Here is a 21,638-nt window from a genome sequence, read left to right on the forward strand (position 1 = left end):
TGGATAAAATTTTGTGACTCTTAAGGTGTTACTGTGTTTATGCATACGTCGTTGGCCTGTGGAAAATGGTCAACTATAGGTTGTTTAAACCATCATACTCAATTGTTCATTGGGGATGTGGTTAGTGTAACCTTTTCAGACATGCAAGGAGTGCTTGTTGATTTATCGTTTGATTATAAAATTACCTCTTTAGAACAAGGTGAGCCTCATGCTTGGCCACGCTTAGTTGCTGAGTATATAAACGTGCATGTGCCCCTGGTAAGTGCAGGTAGAATGACCAAGCAAGGGTTGGTTGTTGGCTATCGAGATAACGAAATATTTGCCCTAGAAAGTAGCGGTATTAATAAGGCAAAGGTTGATTTTCATTGCATTGCAAAGTGCGATACCCCCGCTAAGTGCACCAACCAAGCATATGATTTTGTATACCCTAGTGGGGGCGAACAATACAATGCGGGGACTCGCGTACTGCAGCCTAAAACAGGTTATATATACCAATGTAAGGCATGGCCATTTAGCCAATTTTGCAGAACCAATAATGATAAAGACCCAAGCTTTGAACCTGGTATCGGAAAAAGCTGGGCAATGGCCTGGACTAAGGTCACTTAGCGCTTTTAAAATAAAAACCATCTTCCCATGGGTGTAATGACAAGAATAAAATTGCAGTAATTTTAAAATTTGGACTTATACCTCAAGCCCACTCTCTATGAGTGGGCTTTTTTATTTTTATGATAAACTGCCTGCATTGTTATTTTTTATACGGTTTTGTTGTGTCTTTAAGTGAATTTTCTTCTCAATCATTAGCTCGTTTTCCTGTTGCTAAAAAGCAACCTCATCAATTAACTATGCACAATAAAACGCGCACCGATAACTACTACTGGATGCGCGATGATGAGCGCGAAAACCCAGAAATACTCGCCCATTTAGCGGCCGAAAATACATACTGCGATGAGCAACTAGCCGCAATAAAGCCACTTCAAAACAGTATTTTTGAAGAACTAAAAGGGCGCATCGTAAAAGATGACAACACGGTGCCGGTTAAAGATGGCAAGTACTGGTATCACTCAGAGGTACGTGGTGACGATGAGTATTCGCGTCATTACAGAAGCACAAGTATTAACACCGATAACAAGCAGTTACTACTTGATGTAAATGCTTTAGCTCAAAACCATGAATTTTACGAACTAGGTGAAGTCGCGCTAAGCCCATGCGAGCAATTAATGGCATACAGCGAAGATACCGAAGGGCGCAGAATTTACAGCGTATATTTTAAAAACCTGCAAACAGGTGAAATGCTCAGCGATGTTTTAGAAAACACCGAAGGGCAAATTGTTTGGGCTAACGACAATAAAACCGTATTTTACGTTAAAAAAGACTTACAAACGTTACTGGGTTTTCAGGTGTTTAGGCATGAACTAGGCACAGCGCAAAGCCAAGATGTCATGGTGTATGAAGAGCACGATAAAAGCTTTTTTATGGGCTTGGGTAAAAGCCGTGACGAGAGCCTTATTATTATAGATTTGGCCACCACCGAAACAAACGATACCTGGGTGCTTGATGCCAATAACCCGCAAGGAGAATTTAACGCATTACTACCGCGCGAAGAAGGGCATGAGTTTGATATAGATAAACACGGTGATACTTATTACATAGTAACCAACTGGCAAGCTAAAAACTTCAGACTGATGACGGCAACAAGCGAAACGATTGCAGATAAAACGCAGTGGCAAGAGCACACCGCGCACCGTGAGCATGTGTTGCTTGAAGGCGTAGAGATATTTGACGACTTTTTAGTATTAACTGAGCGCGAGCAAGGTCAAGCTCGCTTTGTTGTTATTAACCATGCTCAAGAGCGCATGGCGCTTGAATTTAGCGACCCATGTTACTATGCCGCTGTGGCGATGAACCCCGAGCCACAGGCACGCTCGGTACGTATTTATTATTCAAGCCTAACCACGGCTGGAACGTTGTACGATGTTGATTTAGCCACAGGCAAAAAAACATTGTTAAAACAGCAGCAAGTACTGGGCGGGTTTGATAGTGCACTTTATGCCTCTGAGCGCTTATTCGTGACAGCACGCGATGGCGTGCAAGTACCTGTTTCATTAGTTTATAGAAAAGACACCTTTACCAAAGATGGCACTAACCCGCTGTTTCAATATGGCTATGGTGCATATGGTTACACGATAGATCCGAGCTTTTCGAGTACCTCATTGAGTTTGCTAGATCGCGGTTTTGTGTATGCGATTGCACATGTTAGAGGCTCCGAAATGCTAGGACGCCATTGGTACGAGCAAGGTAAAAAAGAGCATAAACAAAATAGCTTTAGCGACTTTATTGATATTACAAAGGCTCTTGTAGAGCAAGGCTACGGTGATAAAAATAAAGTATTTGCTTCTGGCGGCAGTGCAGGTGGTTTGTTAATGGGCACTGTATTAAACCAAGCGCCAGAGCTTTACTTAGGTGTAGGGTGTCATGTGCCATTTTTAGATGTGTTAACCACCATGCTAGATGAAAGTATTCCACTTACCACTAACGAGTATGATGAATGGGGCAACCCAAACGATGAACACTTTTATGATGTAATAGCCGCGTACTCACCGTACGATAATATTAGCGCCCAAGACTACCCGCATATTTTAGTCACCACAGGCCTGCACGACTCTCAAGTACAATATTGGGAGCCTATGAAGTGGGTAGCAAAAATGCGAGAACTCAAAACCGATAACAATATACTGGTATTTAAAACCGATATGGATGCTGGGCATGGCGGCGCATCTGGGCGTTTTAAAAGCCTTGAAGAAAAAGCCCTCGAAATGGCCTTTTTTATCGCGCTTATAAATTAACTGCAAAATACGCAAAATGTATTAAGCTTTAATGAAGCACTGATATATAAAAGGTTATTTATGTTTGGAGCACATGGAGAGTTTTATATTTGCTCTCAGCCACCCACCATGTATTTAAAGCTAATGGGTAGTTTTAATAATGAAGGAATTACTTTACTAACGAATGGCGTGGTGAACGAACTAAGTATGCACCCCAAAGGCGCGGTAAAGTGTGTTGTGGTTAATTTAGAAGAATTTGGGTTAATAACTGTAGATAGCATGGACTCGTTAGAGGCGTACTTTGCCAGCGTAAAAGAGCGTGGCTACGAACGCGTAGATTACTTATATGCAAACATTATTGCTAAAAATATGTTCGAGAAGGTCTGGAGCAACAGCGATATTGAAGTTAACTTTTATAAAGACTCAGAAAGCTACCTACATCATCACCCAGACGATGAATACATTAAAACCTACTGGTAAATAGAATTACAAGCCCCTATGCTACGGGGCTTATAATGCTTTCTAAGCAGTTTTTGTACCTTCTTGATAAATTTAACGAGATATTGTTTTTAAGCTTCACTTTATAGTCGCCGCTGTCTGTTGGCATAAGCTCTTTTATGGCATGTTTTCTAACAAGCGTGGAGCGGTGAATACGTATAAAACCTTCAGGCTCTAGCTGTTGCTCAATGTTTTTCATGGTTTCACGGTGTAAAACGGGGGCGCTGTTACCATTAAAGTGCAGCTCTACATAATTACCCGCACCGTTTATCCATACAATATCGTTAATATCTATTAAACGTACCTTACCTACATCTTTAACAACAATATGTGCAGCAATGGGTTGCTCGTTTTCAGATGCGGCTTTAAACAAGCGCTCGGCTTGTGTGGCTAATGGGCATAAATGAATAAGCTTATCGAAGCATTTTTCAAGCCTTGAAGCGGTTGCATCGACGGTTAAAAAATCGACTGCGCCGACTTCAAACGCAAAATTAGCAAATTCAGCCGACCTAGCAATCACCACCACTTTCATTGTTTTAGCCAATTCAGTTAGGTGCACTATTTGAGTAGGATCATTTAAATTAGATAATTCGTAAAAAAGCACATTAAAACGAGAGGTATCTATTTGATCTAAACGCTGCTCGGGCAGTTGTGTTTGCGAATCAAAGTGACGGTGAGCTTGCACCTGCTGAGTTAAGAATGTTGCAAATTTGCTCGTGCTAACTCTAATTAGTGCATGAAAGTAAGTAATCATAAAAAAATCCATCTCTAGAGTGTGTAGTTATAAAGACCGTGTATTTAATAAAAAATGTTAAAAAAATTTAATCTAATTTATAACAATCTGGGATAAGTACCTTCATCCCATATATCCTGCTGTTTGTACCTGACTAAATGCCTATTAAATAATGCGCATAGTGTCTTAAAATTATTCCACTTAATGTTGAAATGTTTGTAACCAACCAGTTACAAAAATAACATTTCAGGGACATTATAGTATGAAAAAAATAAATAACTTAGATAGTCGTACATTTAAAAAATCTTCATTGTCTTTAGCACTTAGTGCGACAGTGCTTGCTGGCTTTTCTTTTCAAGGTATAGCCGCAGAAGAAGACGAACTAGAAAAAATAGAACGCGTGCAAGTAACGGGTTCTCGTATTCGTTCAGCCGAGGCGATGTCGTCTGCACCTATACAGGTTGTAAGTGGCGAGGCAATTGATGCATCGGGTTCTTTAAACATCCAAAACCTACTGCTAGAAAACCCAGCATTTGGCTCTCCAGCTATTAGCCGTACTAACTCTAACTTTTCAACGGCAAGCGCGGGTGTAGCTACTGTTGATTTGCGTAACTTAGGTTCAAACCGTACTTTAGTACTTGTGAATGGGCGCCGTTATGTATCGGGTGTACCTGGTAGCTCGGCAGTTGATTTAAATACCATTCCTAGCCAATTTATTGAGCGCGTGGAAATTATGACCGGTGGCGCATCATCAGTATATGGCTCTGATGCGGTTGCAGGTGTAGTTAACTTTGTACTAAAAGATGACTTTGAAGGCGTAGAGTTTGAAGGCCAATACGGCGAATCAAGCGAAGGCGATGATGAATCGCGCCAGTTTTCTTTTACCTCGGGTTTAACTACGGGTGATGGCAAAGGTCAAGCCATGTTCCACTTAGGCTACTCAGACCAAGGTGCTGTGTTTTCGCGCGATCGTGAGCGCTCTGCAGTAGACCAATTTTCAGGTATTTATTTTGAAGACGATCCGGCGGCAAATCCGGGCTCTATTTTTGAAGCCGTTAACCCGTTTTTCTCATCATTTCCGCCACAAGGGCGTTTTGATGCAGGCGATACACGCTTTACTTACGATCCAAACAACAACTTACAAGACTCGTTTAGCACCAATGGCGGTGACGGTATAGATGCCAACGGCTTTAACCGAAGCGGTGTACGTACCATTGCTATACCAACAGAGCGCTACTTATTCGCCTCAAATGGTAGTTACGAGTTAACAGATAAACACAGCTTCTTTTTTGAAGGGACGTACGCATCTAGTACCACTATTTCAGAGTTAGAGCCTTTTCCGTTTGCCTCAGATGACATTTATGCCAATGGCCGCGTGCCAATTGAGTTTGACGTAAATGGCGAAATGCTCAGAAATGCCTTTGTGCCAGATGATATTTACAATGCAGCAACAGACACCGACGGTGATGGTGCTAGAGATATCTTTTTTGCAAAACGTTTAAGTGACGTAGGTAACCGTGGTGCCCGTGCAGAGCGTGATACATTCCGCTTAGCTGTGGGCTTTCAGGGTGAGATTAACGACAGCTGGTTTTACGATACCTACTATGTGTACGGTAAAACGAAAGAGTCGCAAGTATCAGGTGGCTTAGTAAATGTACAAAGCTTTCGCCAAGGTTTAGAGGCGGTAATTGATAGCCAAGATTTAGATGCGGATGGCATTACCGATGAAGCGATTTGTATTGATGCAACAGCGCGTGGCTTTAATTGTGCGCCAGTAAACATTTACGGATTTAATTCACTATCGCAAGGTGCAATTGATTTTGTAAGTGCGCCAAGTACGCTTTCTACGTCGGTAGAGCAAGAAATTATTGGCGGTAATGTCTCAGGTGATTTATTTGAGCTGCCTGCGGGTATGGTAGGTATTGCGGCTGGTTTTGAATACCGCGAAGAGTTTTCTCGCAGTGAATTTGATGCCCTACAGCAAGCAGGCTTAAATGCCGGTAATGCAATTCCTGCAACCGAAGGTTCTTTTGATGTAACTGAATACTATGTTGAGGCTAACATTCCAGTGCTGGATGCGGTAACAATGAACGCCGCAGTCCGTTTATCTGACTACTCAACAGTAGGTAATACAGAAAGCTGGAACGTAGGTGTTGATTGGGAAGTGATGGATAGCTTACGCCTTCGTGCTACTCGTGCTCGTTCTACACGTGCGCCTAATATTGATGAGTTATTTTCACCGCCTTCGCAAACATTCCCAAGTGGTTTAAATGATCCATGTATAGGTGTTACAAACAGTGGCGGTGGCGCTGTTGGTGATGCATGTCGTGCCGATGTGGGTGTTGCAAATAATATTGCATCAAACGGGGAGTTTACCCTTAATCAATCTGATTTACAGGGCATTAGTGGTTTTAACCGTGGTAACCCAGACTTAAAAGAAGAAGTGGGCGACTCTGTGACTGTGGGTGTGGTATTTACCCCAGAGGAGTTAATCTCGGGCCTTGACGTTACCCTTGATTACTTTGATATAGAAATCACAGATGCGATTGTATCTACACCGCGCCAATTTATTTTAGATCAATGTTATGGCGGTGGTGACGATAGCTTCTGTAGCTTTATAACTCGCCGTAGCGGCCCTTCTGGTAATAATAGCGCAGGTTCACTTGAGTTTATTGACAGTGGTGTATCAAATAGTGGTGGTTTAGGAACTGAAGGTGTTGATTTAACACTAACTTACTCTGCCGATATTGGCCCAGGCGCATTTAGAACTCGCCTTGCATACACTTACTTGATTGACGGTTACACTATTCCGTTACCGGGTGCGGATAAAGATGAATTTGCTGGTGAAATTGGCGCATCTGAACACAAAGCTAACTGGAACTTAGGCTATAAGCTTGATGACTTTGATTTTAACTGGAGCATGACCTACATAGGGGCTGCTGACTTTGATGATCAATTCTTAAGTGGCTTTGGTATACCTGCTGGCGGCGTGGGTATTGGCTCAGTAACCTACCATGATGTACAAGCAAGCTATCATATAAGTGACGCGGTAGAGCTATACGCCGGCGCTAACAACCTATTTGATAAAGAGCCTCCACGTATACTTTCAGGTGTTAGTGGCTCAAGCACAGGTACTGAAACCGACGCAGGTACGTATGACCCAATCGGACAAACCTTCTATATTGGTTTTAGAAGTAAATTTTAAGCAGTTAATACTGCACAATTGTAGTTTTTCCAGCCTCATTTAATTAAGGAGCTGGTATTAACAAAAGCCCCAGCCGTTGCTGGGGCTTTTTAATGCAAGCGCGAAAAGGGTGGGCTGGTTTGCTTTAAAATTATTTATGCTCCGCTTAAACCAAAAACAACGCCACTGGTAACAGTGGCGTTGTTTAGTCAATAGGGGGCGCTAATATAGTATCCGAATCGCAAAGAAATTTACGATTCTCCCTATTTGTAGCCCTCCCCTTTTGAGGGCTTATTTTTTAGCTTAGTCTAAGTACGCTTTTAACATCCATACTAGTTTTTCTTGCTCTGAAATATAATCACCCATTAATGACGCTGTACCTTCATCATCTGCATCACCTGCTTGAGTAAGTACTTCACGTTGCATTTTAATTAGTGTGCTGTAGCCAGCTAATAGGTTTTCTACGGCTGCCGTACCATCGCTAATGTTTTTAGCTTCTTTAATTTCACTTACTTCTAAGTAATCAGAAAACGCATGTAGTGGCGCGCCATCTAACGTTAAAATACGTTCAGCAATTTCATCTACTTTTTCAAGCAGAAGATTGTAAATCTCTTCAAATTTAATGTGTAATTCAAAAAAGTTACGGCCTTTAATATTCCAATGAAAACCGCGCGCATTCATGTATTGAATTTGGTAGCTGCTCAATAATGTATTGAGTGACTTAACAATGTCTTCGCTTTTTGCGCTGTTTAAACCAATTGCATTTACCTGTGACATACCTTGCTCCTTGATGAACCGTTTATTTATGAACTGATGATCATTATTGCTCAGTGCTATTAATTAGTAAAATTGTTTAAAACAGTCAATGCAATAGGTTTTAACTATTAATAACGTGCAGCGCAATAAATCACTCATACAATATAGATGGGTTGAATTTATTAAAATTCTACCCCTTAACAATAAAATAAAGACAAAACATGGATAAATTATGATCTAAAACAAGTTTTCTACAAGGTTGAATATTGGCTATTTGATGTATTGATCTAAATCAGTAAATGCTTATGGCTGTAGCGCATAATTCACTCAAGCAAAATAAATATCTTAAATTTATTGGAGAGCGATTATGGATGCAAAAACAGTAAAACAAAATAAAGCAGAGTTAATAGTGGTAGGTATAGCCGTTATAGCATTTGTATTGGGGCTGGTGGCGCATTTAGCAGGCGCAAGTTTTGCTAATGCCGACACGTTTGGCTACATTGCCGCACCCATGCCACTTATTTTGGGGGTGATATTTTTAATCAGTTATAAAATAGCAGAGGCGGGGGAAGACTAGGCTGCTTCGTTAAGGCACTTAATAATGTATTCAAGCACTTGGCGAGAATAAATCATGCTGGTATGGCTTAAATGAAACACTTTATGCTCAGCCATGCCTTTAAGCTTGGTTTCGTCTAGTAAAACGGTGCCATCGGACTGACTGCCTTTGACAATTAACGGCATTAACCCAATGGGCAAATCGCCAGCAATACTGTAAAGCTTGGCCTTAAACGGCCAGTTACCATTTTTAGTGAGTAAAAACTCGACGCTGTTTTTTAAAAAGGTTTCAAACCCTTTTTGCTTCATCTTTTGCGCTATGTGGCTGCCTTGATGGGGTGTGCCAAGCGTAATCACTTTAGTGACATGGTGACTCGCTGGCGTGCCTGCCTCTAAGTAGGCGCGGGCAATTAATCCGCCCATAGAGTGACATACTAATGCAGAGGGCTCATCACCAATAAACTCATCAATTTGTTTAAATATGGTGCTTAAGTTAGGGTCGAGCGTATTGTAAGTGAGATTAAGTACTTTAACTCCAGACTGTTCAAGACGAGAGCAGAGTGGGCGCATAACAAAGCCCGACATATAAAGGCCGTGTAATACAATAACGTGGTTTATTTTCATACGCCCTTACCTACAATTTACATTAACTGTTGCGGTTTTATTTCGATATTAGCCGTATCAGAACTGACCCACACTTCACCATCTTGAACGGTAATGGTAAGTTTTATATTGCGGTCGGCTAAATCTGCAAGTGCCTGAGTAGCGGCGTAATCAAGGCTAAAAATACTTAAGTTTTTAAAATCGTACAACTTAGGTTGATGTTTTTGCCACCAAATAGCTTGGTTGTTTTCGCCATAGGTATAAAGCACCACTTTTTTAGCTTTATTGCAGGCTTTTTTAAGACGCTTTTCATCTGGCAGGCCCAGCTCAACCCACAGCTCTATCTCTTCACTGTAGTTTACATGCCAAAGCTCAGGTTCATCGTCGGCACTTAAGCCTTTGGTAAATTCTAAGCCATCACAACTATTTAGCGCATAGGCTAATAAGCGAATCATCAAGCGTTGCTCGGTTTCAGAGGGATGCTGTGCCAACGTTAAATTAAAATCTTGGTACACGTGGCGGTCCATATCGCTTAACGATAATTGCGCTTTAATAATGGTAGATTTAAGAGCCATAATATCTAATCTAAAAAAATTTGCGCCAGTATAGCGCATTAATACCCAAACCACCTCAAGATACAGCGTTCAGCGTTTAATTAAAGCCCCAAAGGGATTACTCTGTAAATAGGGTTTTTAAGTGGTAACAGCGCAGATAATCAGCGTTTATGAAACGCCCAAGGGTTGGTTTAAAAGCGATTGATACTGCGTTATTAATTTTAGCAATAGAACCACTATTATTTGCAATCAACGCCTTGCCTAAATCGCTTTTAACTCCAACTGAAACTCAGATCTTAAGGTGGTTTGGGTATAGAGACTTGCCAGTTAAAATAGCTAAAATTATATTAATAATTAGTGTGTAACTTGAAGTAGATTTTTAAATATAGTTATTGTTGAATAGTTTAGATATTAAAATTGTTAGGCGGGGACAATTTTTCTAGATCAGCAATTTTAAGAAAATTTGAATTAATCGTTTTAAAAACTCTCGCTTGAAAAATTCATAATATTAGCGCCATACTGAGATATAGTTTTGCTTTTCAGACTTTTTAGTAAAAGCCTAACTTCAATTAAGTCATTACCAATATCAGAAATTTCATCTTCATCCTTTGATGTTTGACATATTAGAGATATTTTTGATTCCATCTCACAACGGATTCAAGAATGATTTTTAATTCAGATTCAACTAAATCTAATTGAAAGTTGTTCATACTACTTTAACTCCTTTTTTAAACGCTCTCGTTGCTTTAAGTGCTATCTCTTTTAGTGAGCTTTTATATTTATCAATGGGCATGTCTTGAATGAGACTTATACAGTAATGATGAAGCTTATCTTTAATGAGCTCTAGCCTGCTGTAATAATAGAAATCTTAATAAATTTGTTTTTATAGGTACAAAACATTATATTAGCGATTAATTTTTTGATGAGTAAAGTTACAAGGATGATTAAATGGAGTTAAACAAGAAAAAAATTATTGAGCTTTTTATCAACAATGTAAAAGGTAAAAAGCCAGAAGTTCAAGGTCGACGTCATCATGGAAGTCATGGTCATTGGTTAGAAAGACAGATGGGTATTAAGGCTAATTCTAGTAATTTAGCTGATATTTTTGGTTATGAAATGAAGACTCATACCGCATCTAAAACATCTTTTGGTGATTGGTCTCCAGACAAATCACTTTGGGGTCGCTATCGTTCTGAGCCAACAATAAAAAAATTAAATAGAGATAAAGAGTTTTTAGTTGCTTTCGGTCAAGCTAACCCAAATAAAGAAGATCGATACTCGTGGTCTGGAATGCCTGTTCCTAAAGTAAAACAGTTTAATCGATTTGGGCAAAAGTTAATCATCACACCAGGACAAGATATACAAGCAATTTACAATTACTCTGCTGATATGCGTACAAATAAGTCTGATATAATTCCTAAGGAATTACAAAAGCAAAATTTACTCGTGGCTCAATGGACGAAAGCAAAAATAAAGCCTAAGTTAGAGCGAAAATTCAACCAAAAAGGTTGGTTCAAGTGTACTCTTAATGGTTGTGGTGTTTTTGACGCAATTGTTTTTGGTGAACCGATGAACTACGAAAATTGGCTTAATTTAGTGCGAGAAGGGCATGTTTTCTTTGATTCTGGAATGTATCAAGGAAACCGTAGACCCTATTCACACTGGAGAGCTAGCAATAACTTATGGGATAAACTAGTAGTTTCCCGCTACAGTTAATAATTTCGTATTTAAAGAAACTCTATTATTTATTAATATTTAGTAGAGTTTTTACTACTTCATTTGCTAATGCATCAACAACCTTCATACAAACAGAATTACCAAACTGCTTATATATTTGACCTTGAGAAACTGCATCTACAATATATTCTTCAGGAAAGCCCTGTAATCGAGCACACTCTCTGGGCGTTAGCTTTCTAGGGCGCTTACCAAGTTCTGATTGATCAATTAAAATCTCAGAGCCGTCTTTGTAGTAACGAGCACTGATTGTATTTGCATATTCACTTTCAGCATTAAACAGCGAGTAACCAAAGCCATTCCCTTTAGTTTTATGCTCTTCTTTTCTGCGCTGGTGGCCTGCCCATAATTTCTCCGATATTGTAAACTTATCATCACTAGGGGCTATAGCGCTTAAGTCTTCTAAAATATCACCTACTCTTGTTGGTGTTTTAGGCGGGGTCGGCCAGTTAAATAGCTCACTAAAGTCACAGTCTTTAAAGTAATTCTTATCAAACCCTACAATGAAAACGCGCTCTCTGTTTTGAGGAGCGCCAAAGTCACCCGCCCTAAGTACTTTATAATCAACCCAATAATTTAATTTCTCTGATAGCGCATGCCTTGTCTCTTCACTTAAAGGCACATCATCAGGTATTTCTAAATCAAAGTTACCCCTTAAAATATCTAAGATAGTATTTAAGGTACGGCCTTTATCATGCCCCTGAAGTTGCTTTACGTTTTCAAGAACGAAAGCTTTAGGCTTTTTCTCAGTGAGTATCCTTTGAATTTCAAAAAACATGGTTCCACGGGTATCACTAAAACCTTGTTTGAGGCCAGCTTGAGAGAATGCTTGACACGGGAAGCCTCCTAAAAGGATGTCATGATCAGGAATGTCTGAAGCAGCGATTTGAGTAATGTCACCATTTGGCATTTCACCAAAATTAGTTAGGTATGTTTTTTGCGCAAACTTATCCCACTCAGAGGTAAATACACAGTGCCCACCAAGTTTTTGAAAAGGCAATCTGATCCCACCAATTCCTGCAAATAAATCTATAAATGTAAATTCAGACTCTGATAAAGGTTTTTGTTTAAAAGGAGCACTCTCTAAATGAGATTTTAACTCTGATTCTAGATTGAATATATCAGTTAGCTTTTTTGCTGTAGGTTTATGCTCGCCAGTTTCCCACCCCCTAACTGTTCTCTCACCAGTAGAAGCCATACCAAGTAAGTTCGCAAATTCTGTACGTCCTAAGCCTAAGTTTTCTCGTATACTTTTGATTTGACTTGCTATATCTTTATTCATTGAAACAGTACTCATTATGCTATTTAACTTATCCGGTTTTAATCCTGGTAGGATAGCACTGTATAAATGATCAGACAATATGTGAGAGGGAATTTTGCTACAAAATCTCAATACCTTAATTGATAAATGTCAAAATCAATTCACCAAATTGAATTATTCTAGTGATGTTCAAATCGATGAAGAGCTAAAAGCACGACTAATAAAAGCTCTCGGCAATGTTGATTCGTCTGGAACACACGTCATAAACCCATTCTCAATCACGTTTATTGGAAAGGCAGGCCTACGTGCAGATGTACCATCTTCTGGGTTGTGGTATGCCCTTTGCTTTAGTGACTTATATGGTGCTATTTTTGAGTATAAAAGTGTTATAGATGAGATCAAAAAAGGTTTAAGAGCAGAAGGCTATAACGCAAAAGATATTGATACCTACTTGAAACAATTTCCAAGTGAGCTTTGGGGGAATCAAGGTTCAGAAATAGAGAAAGACTTTATCGAAATTTTGGATACCCTCATCACTAATACAGATGAGAAAGACTTTTTTATAAAGTTTATGTCAGATCGTGATTGGTGGATAAAAACTGGTCGTAAGTCTGAGGCTGCCAAAGGTAAAACTTTAGATCGTAGTGATGTTTATGAATCAAGTATCGCATTAGCTTGTAATTTAGTTGTAGCTAACTCGTCAAAGCTTAAAGTCCTTATAAATGCCTTTAATCAAGATATAGATTTAAAGACATACTTCTCGAAAATGAATGTAGAAGAGTTTGAGATCAAAGATAATACCATTACAGAGTTACAAACAACTTATACAACTAATAACTTAAAAGCCATAAATAAAATTTACTATGGTGCGCCAGGGACAGGGAAGAGTCATCGTATAAACAAAATAACTGAGTACCATTGTCGCTACACAACGGTTTTTCACCCTGACACACAGTACAGTGATTTCGTAGGCGCTTTAAAGCCAGTTATGATAGATTCGAATGGTGAAAAAAAGATTTCTTATGAGTTTAGACCTGGGCCATTCACTAAGGCATTAATAGAAGCCTTAAATGATACGAGTAAACATGTTTATCTTGTAATTGAAGAGCTTAATAGAGCGCCTGCCGCAGCTGTTTTTGGTGAGATTTTCCAGCTGCTAGATCGAAATATGCAAGGTGAAAGCCAATATAAGATAGAAGCTTCTGATCCCGATATGTTGCTTCACATTAAAGAAAATCTAAATGAACCAGATAAGTTTAATGAGCTTTACTTGCCTTCTAACTTATCAATTCTTGCTACTATGAATAGTAGTGACCAATCGGTCATGCCGATGGATACCGCCTTTAAAAGGCGTTGGTTATTTGAATATTTACCTATAGATTTTACTCAGGCCGGTGTTGGTAATTTCAAACTAACGTTTGCTGATGATTCAAAGCCTGAAGTACCTTGGAAAGTATTTGCTGAAGTTGTTAATGATACCTTGTCTTCCTTGCAAGTCCCTGAAGATCGCCTTTTAGGCCACCGCTTTGTATCCGATGAAGAGCTCACTACTATTGTAGAAGCTAATAATACACTAAAAGGTAAAATATTAGTTTACCTCTGGGATGATGTACTTCGTCATGGAAAGCGTGATGTGATTTTTAATACATCAGTAGCAGGTACTTTCGGTCAGTTGTCACATCAATTTGGAGAAGGTAATCCTATCTTTTCTGAAAACTTTGAGGCTAAGTTATCTGAGGCATTAAGCGAAGCGCAAAAAGTTCAAGAAGTTGTCGCAGATGAACAACCAGAATAGATTTAATTAAAAATGCGTAAATTATATCTATTTGAAGATAGGCAAAGCATTGTTAAAGCTATGCCCAAGAAGCTAGTTCAAAATTTGAATAAGCAGGGGCTACTTTACGGTAATGGACAAAAAGTTATGTTTTGCGGCTTAATTAACTTTGACGATCAAATTGCTGTATTTCTTCCCCGAAATAGTGACTATGTAGAAATCGATGAGTCAAGCACGAAGAAAGTATGTGCAACTTTATTGAAAGCACTTAAACGTTATTTAGATGATAAAGATAATGCCATAAGTGCTGATGAATTAGTTGATGAAGGTATTCATGGGCAAGAGTACCTAGGCTTAATATTTGCTTTATTTGAAGACTACTTCAACAACGGTCTTTTCACACGTAGAGTATCTGAAAGGAAAGTAAACTCAGGGAAAGTAGATTGGAACCGTACGATTAAGCAATCTATACCGTATACGTCTGGTGATAGTCCTGTTTACTTAGAATTAGCAGGTTCTATCAAGCGAGTATATTCCAACTGTGAAACCGCGAAAATTCATGCGGAAGTTTTACGTAATTTAGATCAAAAAGTCGGCTGGTTAATTAACGATGATGATGGAGCTATAACTAAGCAGCTTATCGATGTCCCTACCTCATTAATGGGTAATGATGCGAAGATTTATCACCTAAACAATGAGTTAACACGCGCTTACTCTGACCGTGATATCTATCTGATTAAACAATTAATTAGCTACCTAAAATTAGAAAGTATGTCACAAAAAAGTGATTTTTCTATTGGCGTGAAAAGGTTTGAGGGTATGTGGGAGCATATGCTATCAAAAACGCTTAAAAATATTTTTCCTATTAATAAAAAGCTAGCTAAGCCAGTATATAAAATAAATGGTGAATTGAAGTTAGCGAGTAGGAAAGGGCAAAGAACCGATATAGTTCTTAGAGATCCCTATACAGAGGACTTTACAGTTATTGATGCTAAATATTACGCTGCGAAAAGTTTAGAAACAGCGCCAGGTTGGCCAGATTTAGTCAAGCAGTTCTTTTACGCAAAAGCAGTGAAATCAATATACCCTGATAACAATGTCTCTAATATGTTTATATTCCCTGGTAATAATGGGCCAATTGAGTCTGCGTACATGGCTGAGCCAAACATGAAAAATATTTTGGAAGAAGATCTGCTAGATGATTACCCTGTTATTATATGCAGTTTTATAGAGCCTTTAGAGGTAATAAAAAGCTTCGTTTTTAAACAGTTAATTAAGTTATAAGGAAGTAGCATAAGTGCAATTATCCCCGTTTGAAGCAATTAATTTAGGTTTGGTGAAAAGCTTTTCAGATGGTTCATTACTAGACACAACCTATCTAGGTAAATCAAGTATTGATTTACATGTAAGAACAATCATTTCAAAGAATGATGATGGTAATGTGGCAACTTCGGATTCTCATAAACTGAAGCCGCAAGAGATGGTATCTTTAGTATCTTCCGAAATAATAGATGTGAGGCCAGGCTATGTCGCCTACGTCTTTTTAAAAAATAGACTGTCGCAAAAAGGAATGTTGGCATTAAACACAGGAATTGTAGATAGTGGTTTTAAAGGGCCTCTGTCCACACTAGTTACTAACTTTTCTACAAAAGAATTTGATATAGATAGTGAGCAGGAATTTTTTCGAGTTGTTTTTCATAAACTTGAGAACTTTGATGAAAAAAATATAAAAGCAGTCAAGCCTAGAGTTTATGATTACTATACATATTTAAAGTATAAAATAGAGGATATTTCTCGATTACCAAAGTATTTTTTAAACAGGGATTTGTTAAAAACCCAAATTGCAGAAGAGGTAGCAAGTAAAGCTGCTGAGATAAAGTTAGGTAAAGCAGCTATATGGCTTTCTGTTTCGTTGGCTTTAATTACTATTATAGCGCCAATAACTATTTCGAAGTATGAACTCCTTGTAACTGAAAAGCAAAAAGCATTAGAGCTTAAAATTGAGGTGTTAACCAAAAGAATAGAGTACTTAGAAAGAGTCGGGACTAAAGATTAACTCTTTTATATAGGCAAGGTTTTCTTGGCCTTTTTTTTGTTTGATAGAAAATGTTGCTATCTGTGATAGCTCAATTTGTGCATTAAAGGCAACTGAAATACCAACACTTTTAGCTAGCGCCACATCATTTTTTCCATCTCCAACAAATGCACATTCAGACGGAGGAACACCATATTCTTTTGCAATCTGTTGCATGAAGCTTGCTTTACCTTCGTTGTCTGTAGGTAAAAGGTTATAAAAATCTAGGTTACCGAAGTCATCGAAAAAGTACTCACATGCACTAAAAGCATGGTCTATCTTTAGCTCTCGCTGTACCTTATCGGCTAAAGCCTTTATTCCACCACTAATTAATACGACCTTGGCATTAGTCGCTTTTATTAATGTTATTAGCTCATGAGCACCATTATGTAATTTTGCTGACTTTACAATTTCATCTACATGCCATTTCTTTATGCCATGTTCTTGTTGAATACGAATTGTATCTTTCATCCAGTCTAAGTAGCCGTTATATTCACCAGCGTTCCACCGATCTTTTGATAACTCTTCCTCTAAGTAACATTCCTCACTAATTAATTTAGCTAAAACGGTCCAAGCACTAGGAGCAACCTTTCCATTATCTAAAGCGAAATCTTTTTGGAGTAATGTGCCCTCCATATCGAAGAACCATATTTTAGGAATGAAGTTTATTTTTGAATTGCTCATTTATATCTCTAGCTACTAAATCAAGTTCATTTTAGCATACTGATGAAATAGTCCTTAAGCTTTCTTTGTGGCTATTAAGTACTTTGTGGTTAGCAAACTATAGAGCACTCAAAGTAACTTTCAAAGGAAGTTATTAACACTAAATTCATTACTTAACCTACACAACTTAGCCAAGTAGTCTAAATCTAGGGGGGTATCTTATTGACCATTAAAAAAGAAATGAACCATGCAACATTCTTTTTTTATCAAATATGATTCTTATTATGGCTTAACCATAAACTTATGCAATAGAGCCAGTAAATGCTGTAAACTTATAAGTATTAGTTGAGGTGATAAATCGAAATTACTCACCCAGTACCCCACACAGTACCCCATGGTGTTATGGGTTGAAATAAAAGGTTTACATATCAAATGAGTAGAGCAGGAATACAGTGGTTCCCTGGGCACATGAATAAAGCCCGAAATGAAATTAAAGAAATAATGCCACAAATGGATGTGATCATTGAAGTGCTAGATGCGCGCATTCCTTACAGTAGCGAAAACCCGATGGTGGCTACTTTGCGTGAAGGTAAGCCGGTCATCAAAATATTGAATAAAGCCGATTTAGCTGACCCTAAAATGACCCAAGCGTGGAAGGATTACTTTGAGCAAGAAAACGGCGTAAAAGCGATTGCATTTGGTAACGATAAAGCCGCAGAGGTGCATCGTATTAATGAGCTGTGTAAAAAGTTAGTACCACATAAAGTGGGCGCCGATAAGCAAATTAAAGCCATGATCATGGGTATTCCAAATGTGGGCAAATCAACGTTAATTAACGTATTAGCTGGGCGCATAGTTGCAAAAACGGGTAACGAGCCTGCGGTAACAAAAGCGCAGCAACGTATTAAGCTTGAAGACGGCATTATGCTTTACGACACACCAGGTATGCTGTGGCCTAAAGTAGAAAACGAGAACTCGGGTTATCGTTTAGGTGCCACCGGTGCAATACGTGATACAGCGCTTGAATACGAAGATGTGGCAAGTTATACCGCAGAGTATTTATTAAAAGCCTACCCAGAGCTTTTAAAAGCACGCTATAAAATAGATGAACTGCCAGAAAGTGACTGGGAGTTTGTAGAAATGGCCGGTAAAAAGCGTGGTTGTATTCGTGGCGGTAACAAAATAGACACCTATAAAATGTCTGAAATACTGATTAACGAATTACGTGATGGGATTATCGGCCGTATTACCATGGAAACCCCAGCCATGCGTGAAGAAGAAGAAATTATGGTAGCTGGCTTACGCGCCGCTGCAGAGGCCAAAAAAGCCGCTAAAGAAGAAGAGAAAAAACAGCGCCGTGCACGTGCACGTAAAAACCGCCGTTAATATGTGAATTTATGTGAGTATGTTACTTACTAAATTACAGACATAAAAAAGCCCGTAAGGGCTTTTTTAGTTTCATATCTACCGTCACCGATATGAGCAATGTAGCAAGTAAAATAGTAGGGCGGTTACTTATCATCAACATCAAGGGGCGTTGCGGTTCATAACAAGTAACCATAGCTGTTTACGTGCGCCACACGTTGTTTCAGGGTCGAGAAACAAATTAGTTCATTCCGTCACAAGTGGGTATGCATTCCCGCCTTGTTGATATTGATTATCAGTTAGATCTAATAAACTGTCAACACCTAAATGCAAATAATTCTTATTTTATTAAGTGCGTTTTTTATTCGCTTTTCAATGGTAATTACTTGTGTTGTTTTTTAGTCATTTAAGAATTTCATACATAATTCGAAAGCATCGAATACAGGAAAACCGAATCGAGTTGATTTCTTAAAAGGAGTTTTTTGCTCAATAAAGAGGCAATTAAATAGCTGTACTGAGGCGAAATATTTATATTTTTAAGTGTTTTTAATCAAAACTAACGCGCTAACGGCAGATTAAAGTGGCGTTAGTATTGCGCACTATGAAGGTGGTTACAAAATAATTAAGTAACTGAGTGCTCTTCAGATTACAAGAATAAAACATAATCTTTTTAATGGGTTACATAATAATCAGTGCTATTTAACCAGTGCTTGATGTAAATCTAGAAAAATTTTATTGAATTGATTGCATTTTAAGCGACTTGTATGGTGATGTTCGCTTTAAGTAATGCTATACTCCCGCCGAATAATTTATCGACTTTATTAAGAGTAAAATAATGGCAGATTTATCGAAGTACAGAAACATTGGTATTTTCGCGCACGTTGATGCGGGTAAAACCACTACTACTGAGCGTATCCTGAAGCTTACAGGTACTATCCATAAAACAGGTGAGGTTCATGATGGTGAATCTACTACTGACTTCATGGATCAAGAAGCTGAGCGCGGTATTACTATCCAGTCTGCGGCAGTAAGCTGTTTCTGGAAAGATCACCGTTTCAACGTTATCGATACTCCTGGACACGTTGACTTCACAGTTGAAGTTTACCGTTCACTTAAAGTATTAGACGGCGGTGTTGGTGTATTCTGTGGTTCTGGTGGTGTTGAGCCACAATCAGAAACTAACTGGCGTTACGCTAACGAATCAGAAGTTGCACGTATTATCTTCGTAAACAAATTAGACCGTATGGGTGCTGATTTTTACCGTGTAACTGAACAAGTACGTAAAGTACTTGGTGCTGTACCACTAGTTATGACTTTACCAATCGGTATTGAAGATGACTTCGTTGGTGTTGTAGACGTTCTTACTAAAAAAGCATACGTTTGGGATGACACTGGTCTTCCTGAAAACTACGAAATCACAGACGTTCCTGCAGACATGGTTGACAAAGTTGACGAATACCATGAAATGCTTATCGAAACTGCTGTAGAGCAAGACGATGACCTAATGGAAGCGTACATGGAAGGTGAAGTACCTTCTTTAGAAGATATCAAGCGTTGTATCCGTAAAGGTACTCGTGACCTTGCTTTCTTCCCTACATTCTGTGGTTCTGCATTCAAAAACAAAGGTGTTCAACTAGTACTTGACGCTGTTGTTGATTACTTACCATCTCCTACAGAAGTTGACCCTCAACCTCTTATGGATGAAGAAGGTAACGAAACTGGCGAGCATGCAATCGTATCTGCTGATGAGTCTTTCAAAGCATTAGCATTTAAGATCATGGATGACCGTTTTGGTGCATTAACATTCGTACGTATTTACTCAGGTAAACTTAACAAGGGTGACACTATCCTTAACTCGTTTACTGGTAAAACAGAGCGTGTTGGCCGTATGGTTGAGATGCAAGCTGACGAACGTAAAGAGTTAACTAGCGCACAAGCTGGTGACATCATTGCAATCGTAGGTATGAAAAACGTTCAAACTGGTCACACTCTATGTGATCCGAAAGACAAAGTAACTCTAGAGCCAATGGTATTCCCAACTCCAGTAATCTCGATTGCTGTACAGCCTAAAGATAAAGGCGGTAATGAGAAAATGGGTATTGCTATCGGTAAAATGGTTGCAGAAGATCCGTCTTTCCAAGTTGAGACTGATGAAGATTCAGGCGAAACTATCCTTAAAGGTATGGGTGAGCTTCACTTAGATATCAAAGTAGATATCCTTAAGCGTACTTACGGCGTAGACCTTATTGTTGGTCAACCACAGGTTGCTTACCGTGAAACTATCACTCGTGAAATCGAAGATAGCTACACGCATAAGAAACAATCTGGTGGTTCTGGTCAGTTCGGTAAAATTGATTACCGCATCAAGCCAGGCGAAGCGAATTCAGGCTTCACGTTCACTTCATCAGTTGTTGGTGGTAACGTACCGAAAGAATTCTGGCCTGCAGTTGAGAAAGGCTTCAAGTCAATGATGAACGAAGGTGTTCTAGCTGGCTTCCCAGTACTTGACGTTGAAGTAGAGCTTTTCGACGGTGGCTTCCACGCCGTGGATTCATCTGCAATCGCATTCGAAATCGCTGCTAAAGGCGCTTTCCGTCAATCGATCCCTAAAGCGGGCGCACAACTTCTTGAGCCAATCATGAAAGTTGACGTGTTCACGCCAGAAGATCACGTTGGTGACGTAATCGGTGACCTTAACCGTCGTCGTGGTATGCTAAGCGACCAAGAAGCTGGTTTAACTGGCGTTCGCATTAAAGCAGACGTTCCGTTATCAGAAATGTTTGGTTACATCGGTTCACTACGTACAATGACATCAGGTCGTGGTCAGTTCTCTATGGAGTTCTCACACTACGCAGCATGTCCACAAAACGTAGCTGACACTGTAATCGCTGCAGAAAAAGAGAAAAAAGCAGCTAAGTAATTAGCTCTGTAACTCTTTAAAAAAACCCGCACATGTTGCGGGTTTTTTATTGCCTACGATTTAATTACTCTTTGAGTTAGCGTCTCTCAAAAACAGTAATACCAACATTGGCAGCCTAAATAAAAGGCTGCTTAAAGTGGTG

General features: G+C 39.0%; 17 protein-coding genes. 11 read left to right on the forward strand and 6 right to left on the reverse strand.

The features are described from left to right. Nucleotides 1-39: 39 nt before the first annotated feature. The 3 genes from CWB60_RS12510 to CWB60_RS12520 all read left to right on the forward strand — a co-directional run bounded on the left by CWB60_RS12510 (nt 40) and on the right by CWB60_RS12520 (nt 3,302). Nucleotides 40-606 carry a chitin-binding protein gene (locus tag CWB60_RS12510; protein ID WP_138577423.1) on the forward strand — a complete coding sequence of 189 codons (567 nt, stop codon included), beginning with the start codon at nt 40-42 and terminating at the stop codon, nt 604-606. Nucleotides 607-725: 119 nt separating this feature from the next. Beyond that, a complete protein-coding gene (locus CWB60_RS12515; RefSeq protein WP_502704740.1) occupies nt 726-2,843 on the forward strand; it encodes a S9 family peptidase in 2,118 nt (705 codons plus the stop codon). 60 nt (nt 2,844-2,903) lie between these two features. Beyond that, the gene (locus CWB60_RS12520) at nt 2,904-3,302 is read left to right on the forward strand and encodes a hypothetical protein (protein ID WP_138577372.1); all 399 of its coding nucleotides are present in this window, start codon (nt 2,904-2,906) and stop codon (nt 3,300-3,302) included. A gap of 16 nt (nt 3,303-3,318) precedes the next feature. Here CWB60_RS12520 and CWB60_RS12525 read toward each other — a convergent pair whose 3' ends face one another. Continuing rightward, entirely contained in the window at nt 3,319-4,074 is a 756-nt protein-coding gene (locus CWB60_RS12525) for a LytR/AlgR family response regulator transcription factor (protein WP_024033980.1), read from the reverse strand. 241 nt (nt 4,075-4,315) lie between these two features. Here CWB60_RS12525 and CWB60_RS12530 point away from each other — a divergent pair, with 241 nt between their 5' ends. Continuing rightward, a complete protein-coding gene (locus tag CWB60_RS12530; RefSeq protein ID WP_138577373.1) occupies nt 4,316-7,258 on the forward strand; it encodes a TonB-dependent receptor domain-containing protein in 2,943 nt (980 codons plus the stop codon). Nucleotides 7,259-7,540: 282 nt separating this feature from the next. On the opposite strand, the gene CWB60_RS12535 is transcribed toward CWB60_RS12530, so the two are convergent. Beyond that, the gene (locus tag CWB60_RS12535) at nt 7,541-8,014 is read right to left on the reverse strand and encodes a Dps family protein (RefSeq protein ID WP_004585992.1); all 474 of its coding nucleotides are present in this window, start codon (nt 8,012-8,014) and stop codon (nt 7,541-7,543) included. Between the two features lie 346 nt (nt 8,015-8,360). On the opposite strand from CWB60_RS12535, the gene CWB60_RS12540 reads away from it, so the two are divergent. Then, a complete protein-coding gene (locus CWB60_RS12540) occupies nt 8,361-8,570 on the forward strand; it encodes a hypothetical protein (RefSeq protein WP_024033977.1) in 210 nt (69 codons plus the stop codon). Here CWB60_RS12540 and CWB60_RS12545 read toward each other — a convergent pair. Together CWB60_RS12545 and CWB60_RS12550 are read right to left on the reverse strand one after the other, a co-directional pair. Beyond that, nucleotides 8,567-9,172, reverse strand: coding sequence for a PGAP1-like alpha/beta domain-containing protein (locus tag CWB60_RS12545; RefSeq protein ID WP_004585990.1), 606 nt, complete (start codon nt 9,170-9,172; stop codon nt 8,567-8,569). The genes CWB60_RS12540 and CWB60_RS12545 overlap by 4 nt on opposite strands. Nucleotides 9,173-9,189: 17 nt before the next feature. Further along, nucleotides 9,190-9,726 (reverse strand): YaeQ family protein, encoded by a 537-nt coding sequence (locus CWB60_RS12550; protein ID WP_138577375.1) that lies wholly within the window; start codon nt 9,724-9,726, stop codon nt 9,190-9,192. A gap of 927 nt (nt 9,727-10,653) precedes the next feature. On the opposite strand from CWB60_RS12550, the gene CWB60_RS12565 reads away from it, so the two are divergent. Continuing rightward, a complete protein-coding gene (locus CWB60_RS12565) occupies nt 10,654-11,421 on the forward strand; it encodes an LlaMI family restriction endonuclease (protein WP_024033975.1) in 768 nt (255 codons plus the stop codon). 25 nt (nt 11,422-11,446) lie between these two features. On the opposite strand, the gene CWB60_RS12570 is transcribed toward CWB60_RS12565, so the two are convergent. Beyond that, entirely contained in the window at nt 11,447-12,721 is a 1,275-nt protein-coding gene (locus CWB60_RS12570) for a DNA cytosine methyltransferase (protein WP_138577379.1), read from the reverse strand. Nucleotides 12,722-12,815: 94 nt separating this feature from the next. Between CWB60_RS12570 and CWB60_RS12575 the strand changes: the two genes are divergently transcribed. From CWB60_RS12575 to CWB60_RS12585, 3 genes are read left to right on the forward strand one after another with little or no spacing between them, the layout of a single operon-like run. Next, complete coding sequence (locus CWB60_RS12575; RefSeq protein ID WP_055019629.1) at nt 12,816-14,495, forward strand: McrB family protein; 1,680 nt, start codon at nt 12,816-12,818, stop codon at nt 14,493-14,495. Between the two features lie 12 nt (nt 14,496-14,507). Beyond that, nucleotides 14,508-15,758 carry an LlaJI family restriction endonuclease gene (locus tag CWB60_RS12580; RefSeq protein ID WP_055019628.1) on the forward strand — a complete coding sequence of 417 codons (1,251 nt, stop codon included), beginning with the start codon at nt 14,508-14,510 and terminating at the stop codon, nt 15,756-15,758. Between the two features lie 13 nt (nt 15,759-15,771). Then, entirely contained in the window at nt 15,772-16,530 is a 759-nt protein-coding gene (locus CWB60_RS12585; protein ID WP_138577381.1) for a dCTP deaminase domain-containing protein, read from the forward strand. Here the strand turns inward: CWB60_RS12585 and CWB60_RS12590 are convergent. Beyond that, a complete protein-coding gene (locus CWB60_RS12590; RefSeq protein WP_055019626.1) occupies nt 16,504-17,232 on the reverse strand; it encodes an HAD family hydrolase in 729 nt (242 codons plus the stop codon). The genes CWB60_RS12585 and CWB60_RS12590 overlap by 27 nt on opposite strands. 411 nt (nt 17,233-17,643) lie before the next feature. Between CWB60_RS12590 and ylqF the strand changes: the two genes are divergently transcribed. Both ylqF and fusA read left to right on the forward strand, forming a co-directional pair. Further along, complete coding sequence (gene ylqF, locus CWB60_RS12595) at nt 17,644-18,597, forward strand: ribosome biogenesis GTPase YlqF (protein ID WP_138577383.1); 954 nt, start codon at nt 17,644-17,646, stop codon at nt 18,595-18,597. Nucleotides 18,598-19,411: 814 nt separating this feature from the next. After that, the gene (fusA, locus tag CWB60_RS12600) at nt 19,412-21,496 is read left to right on the forward strand and encodes an elongation factor G (protein WP_024033968.1); all 2,085 of its coding nucleotides are present in this window, start codon (nt 19,412-19,414) and stop codon (nt 21,494-21,496) included. The last annotated feature ends 142 nt before the right edge of the window (nt 21,497-21,638 follow it).

It is taken from the genome of Pseudoalteromonas sp. S327 (assembly GCF_005886415.1).
Lineage (GTDB): Bacteria > Pseudomonadota > Gammaproteobacteria > Enterobacterales > Alteromonadaceae > Pseudoalteromonas > Pseudoalteromonas atlantica.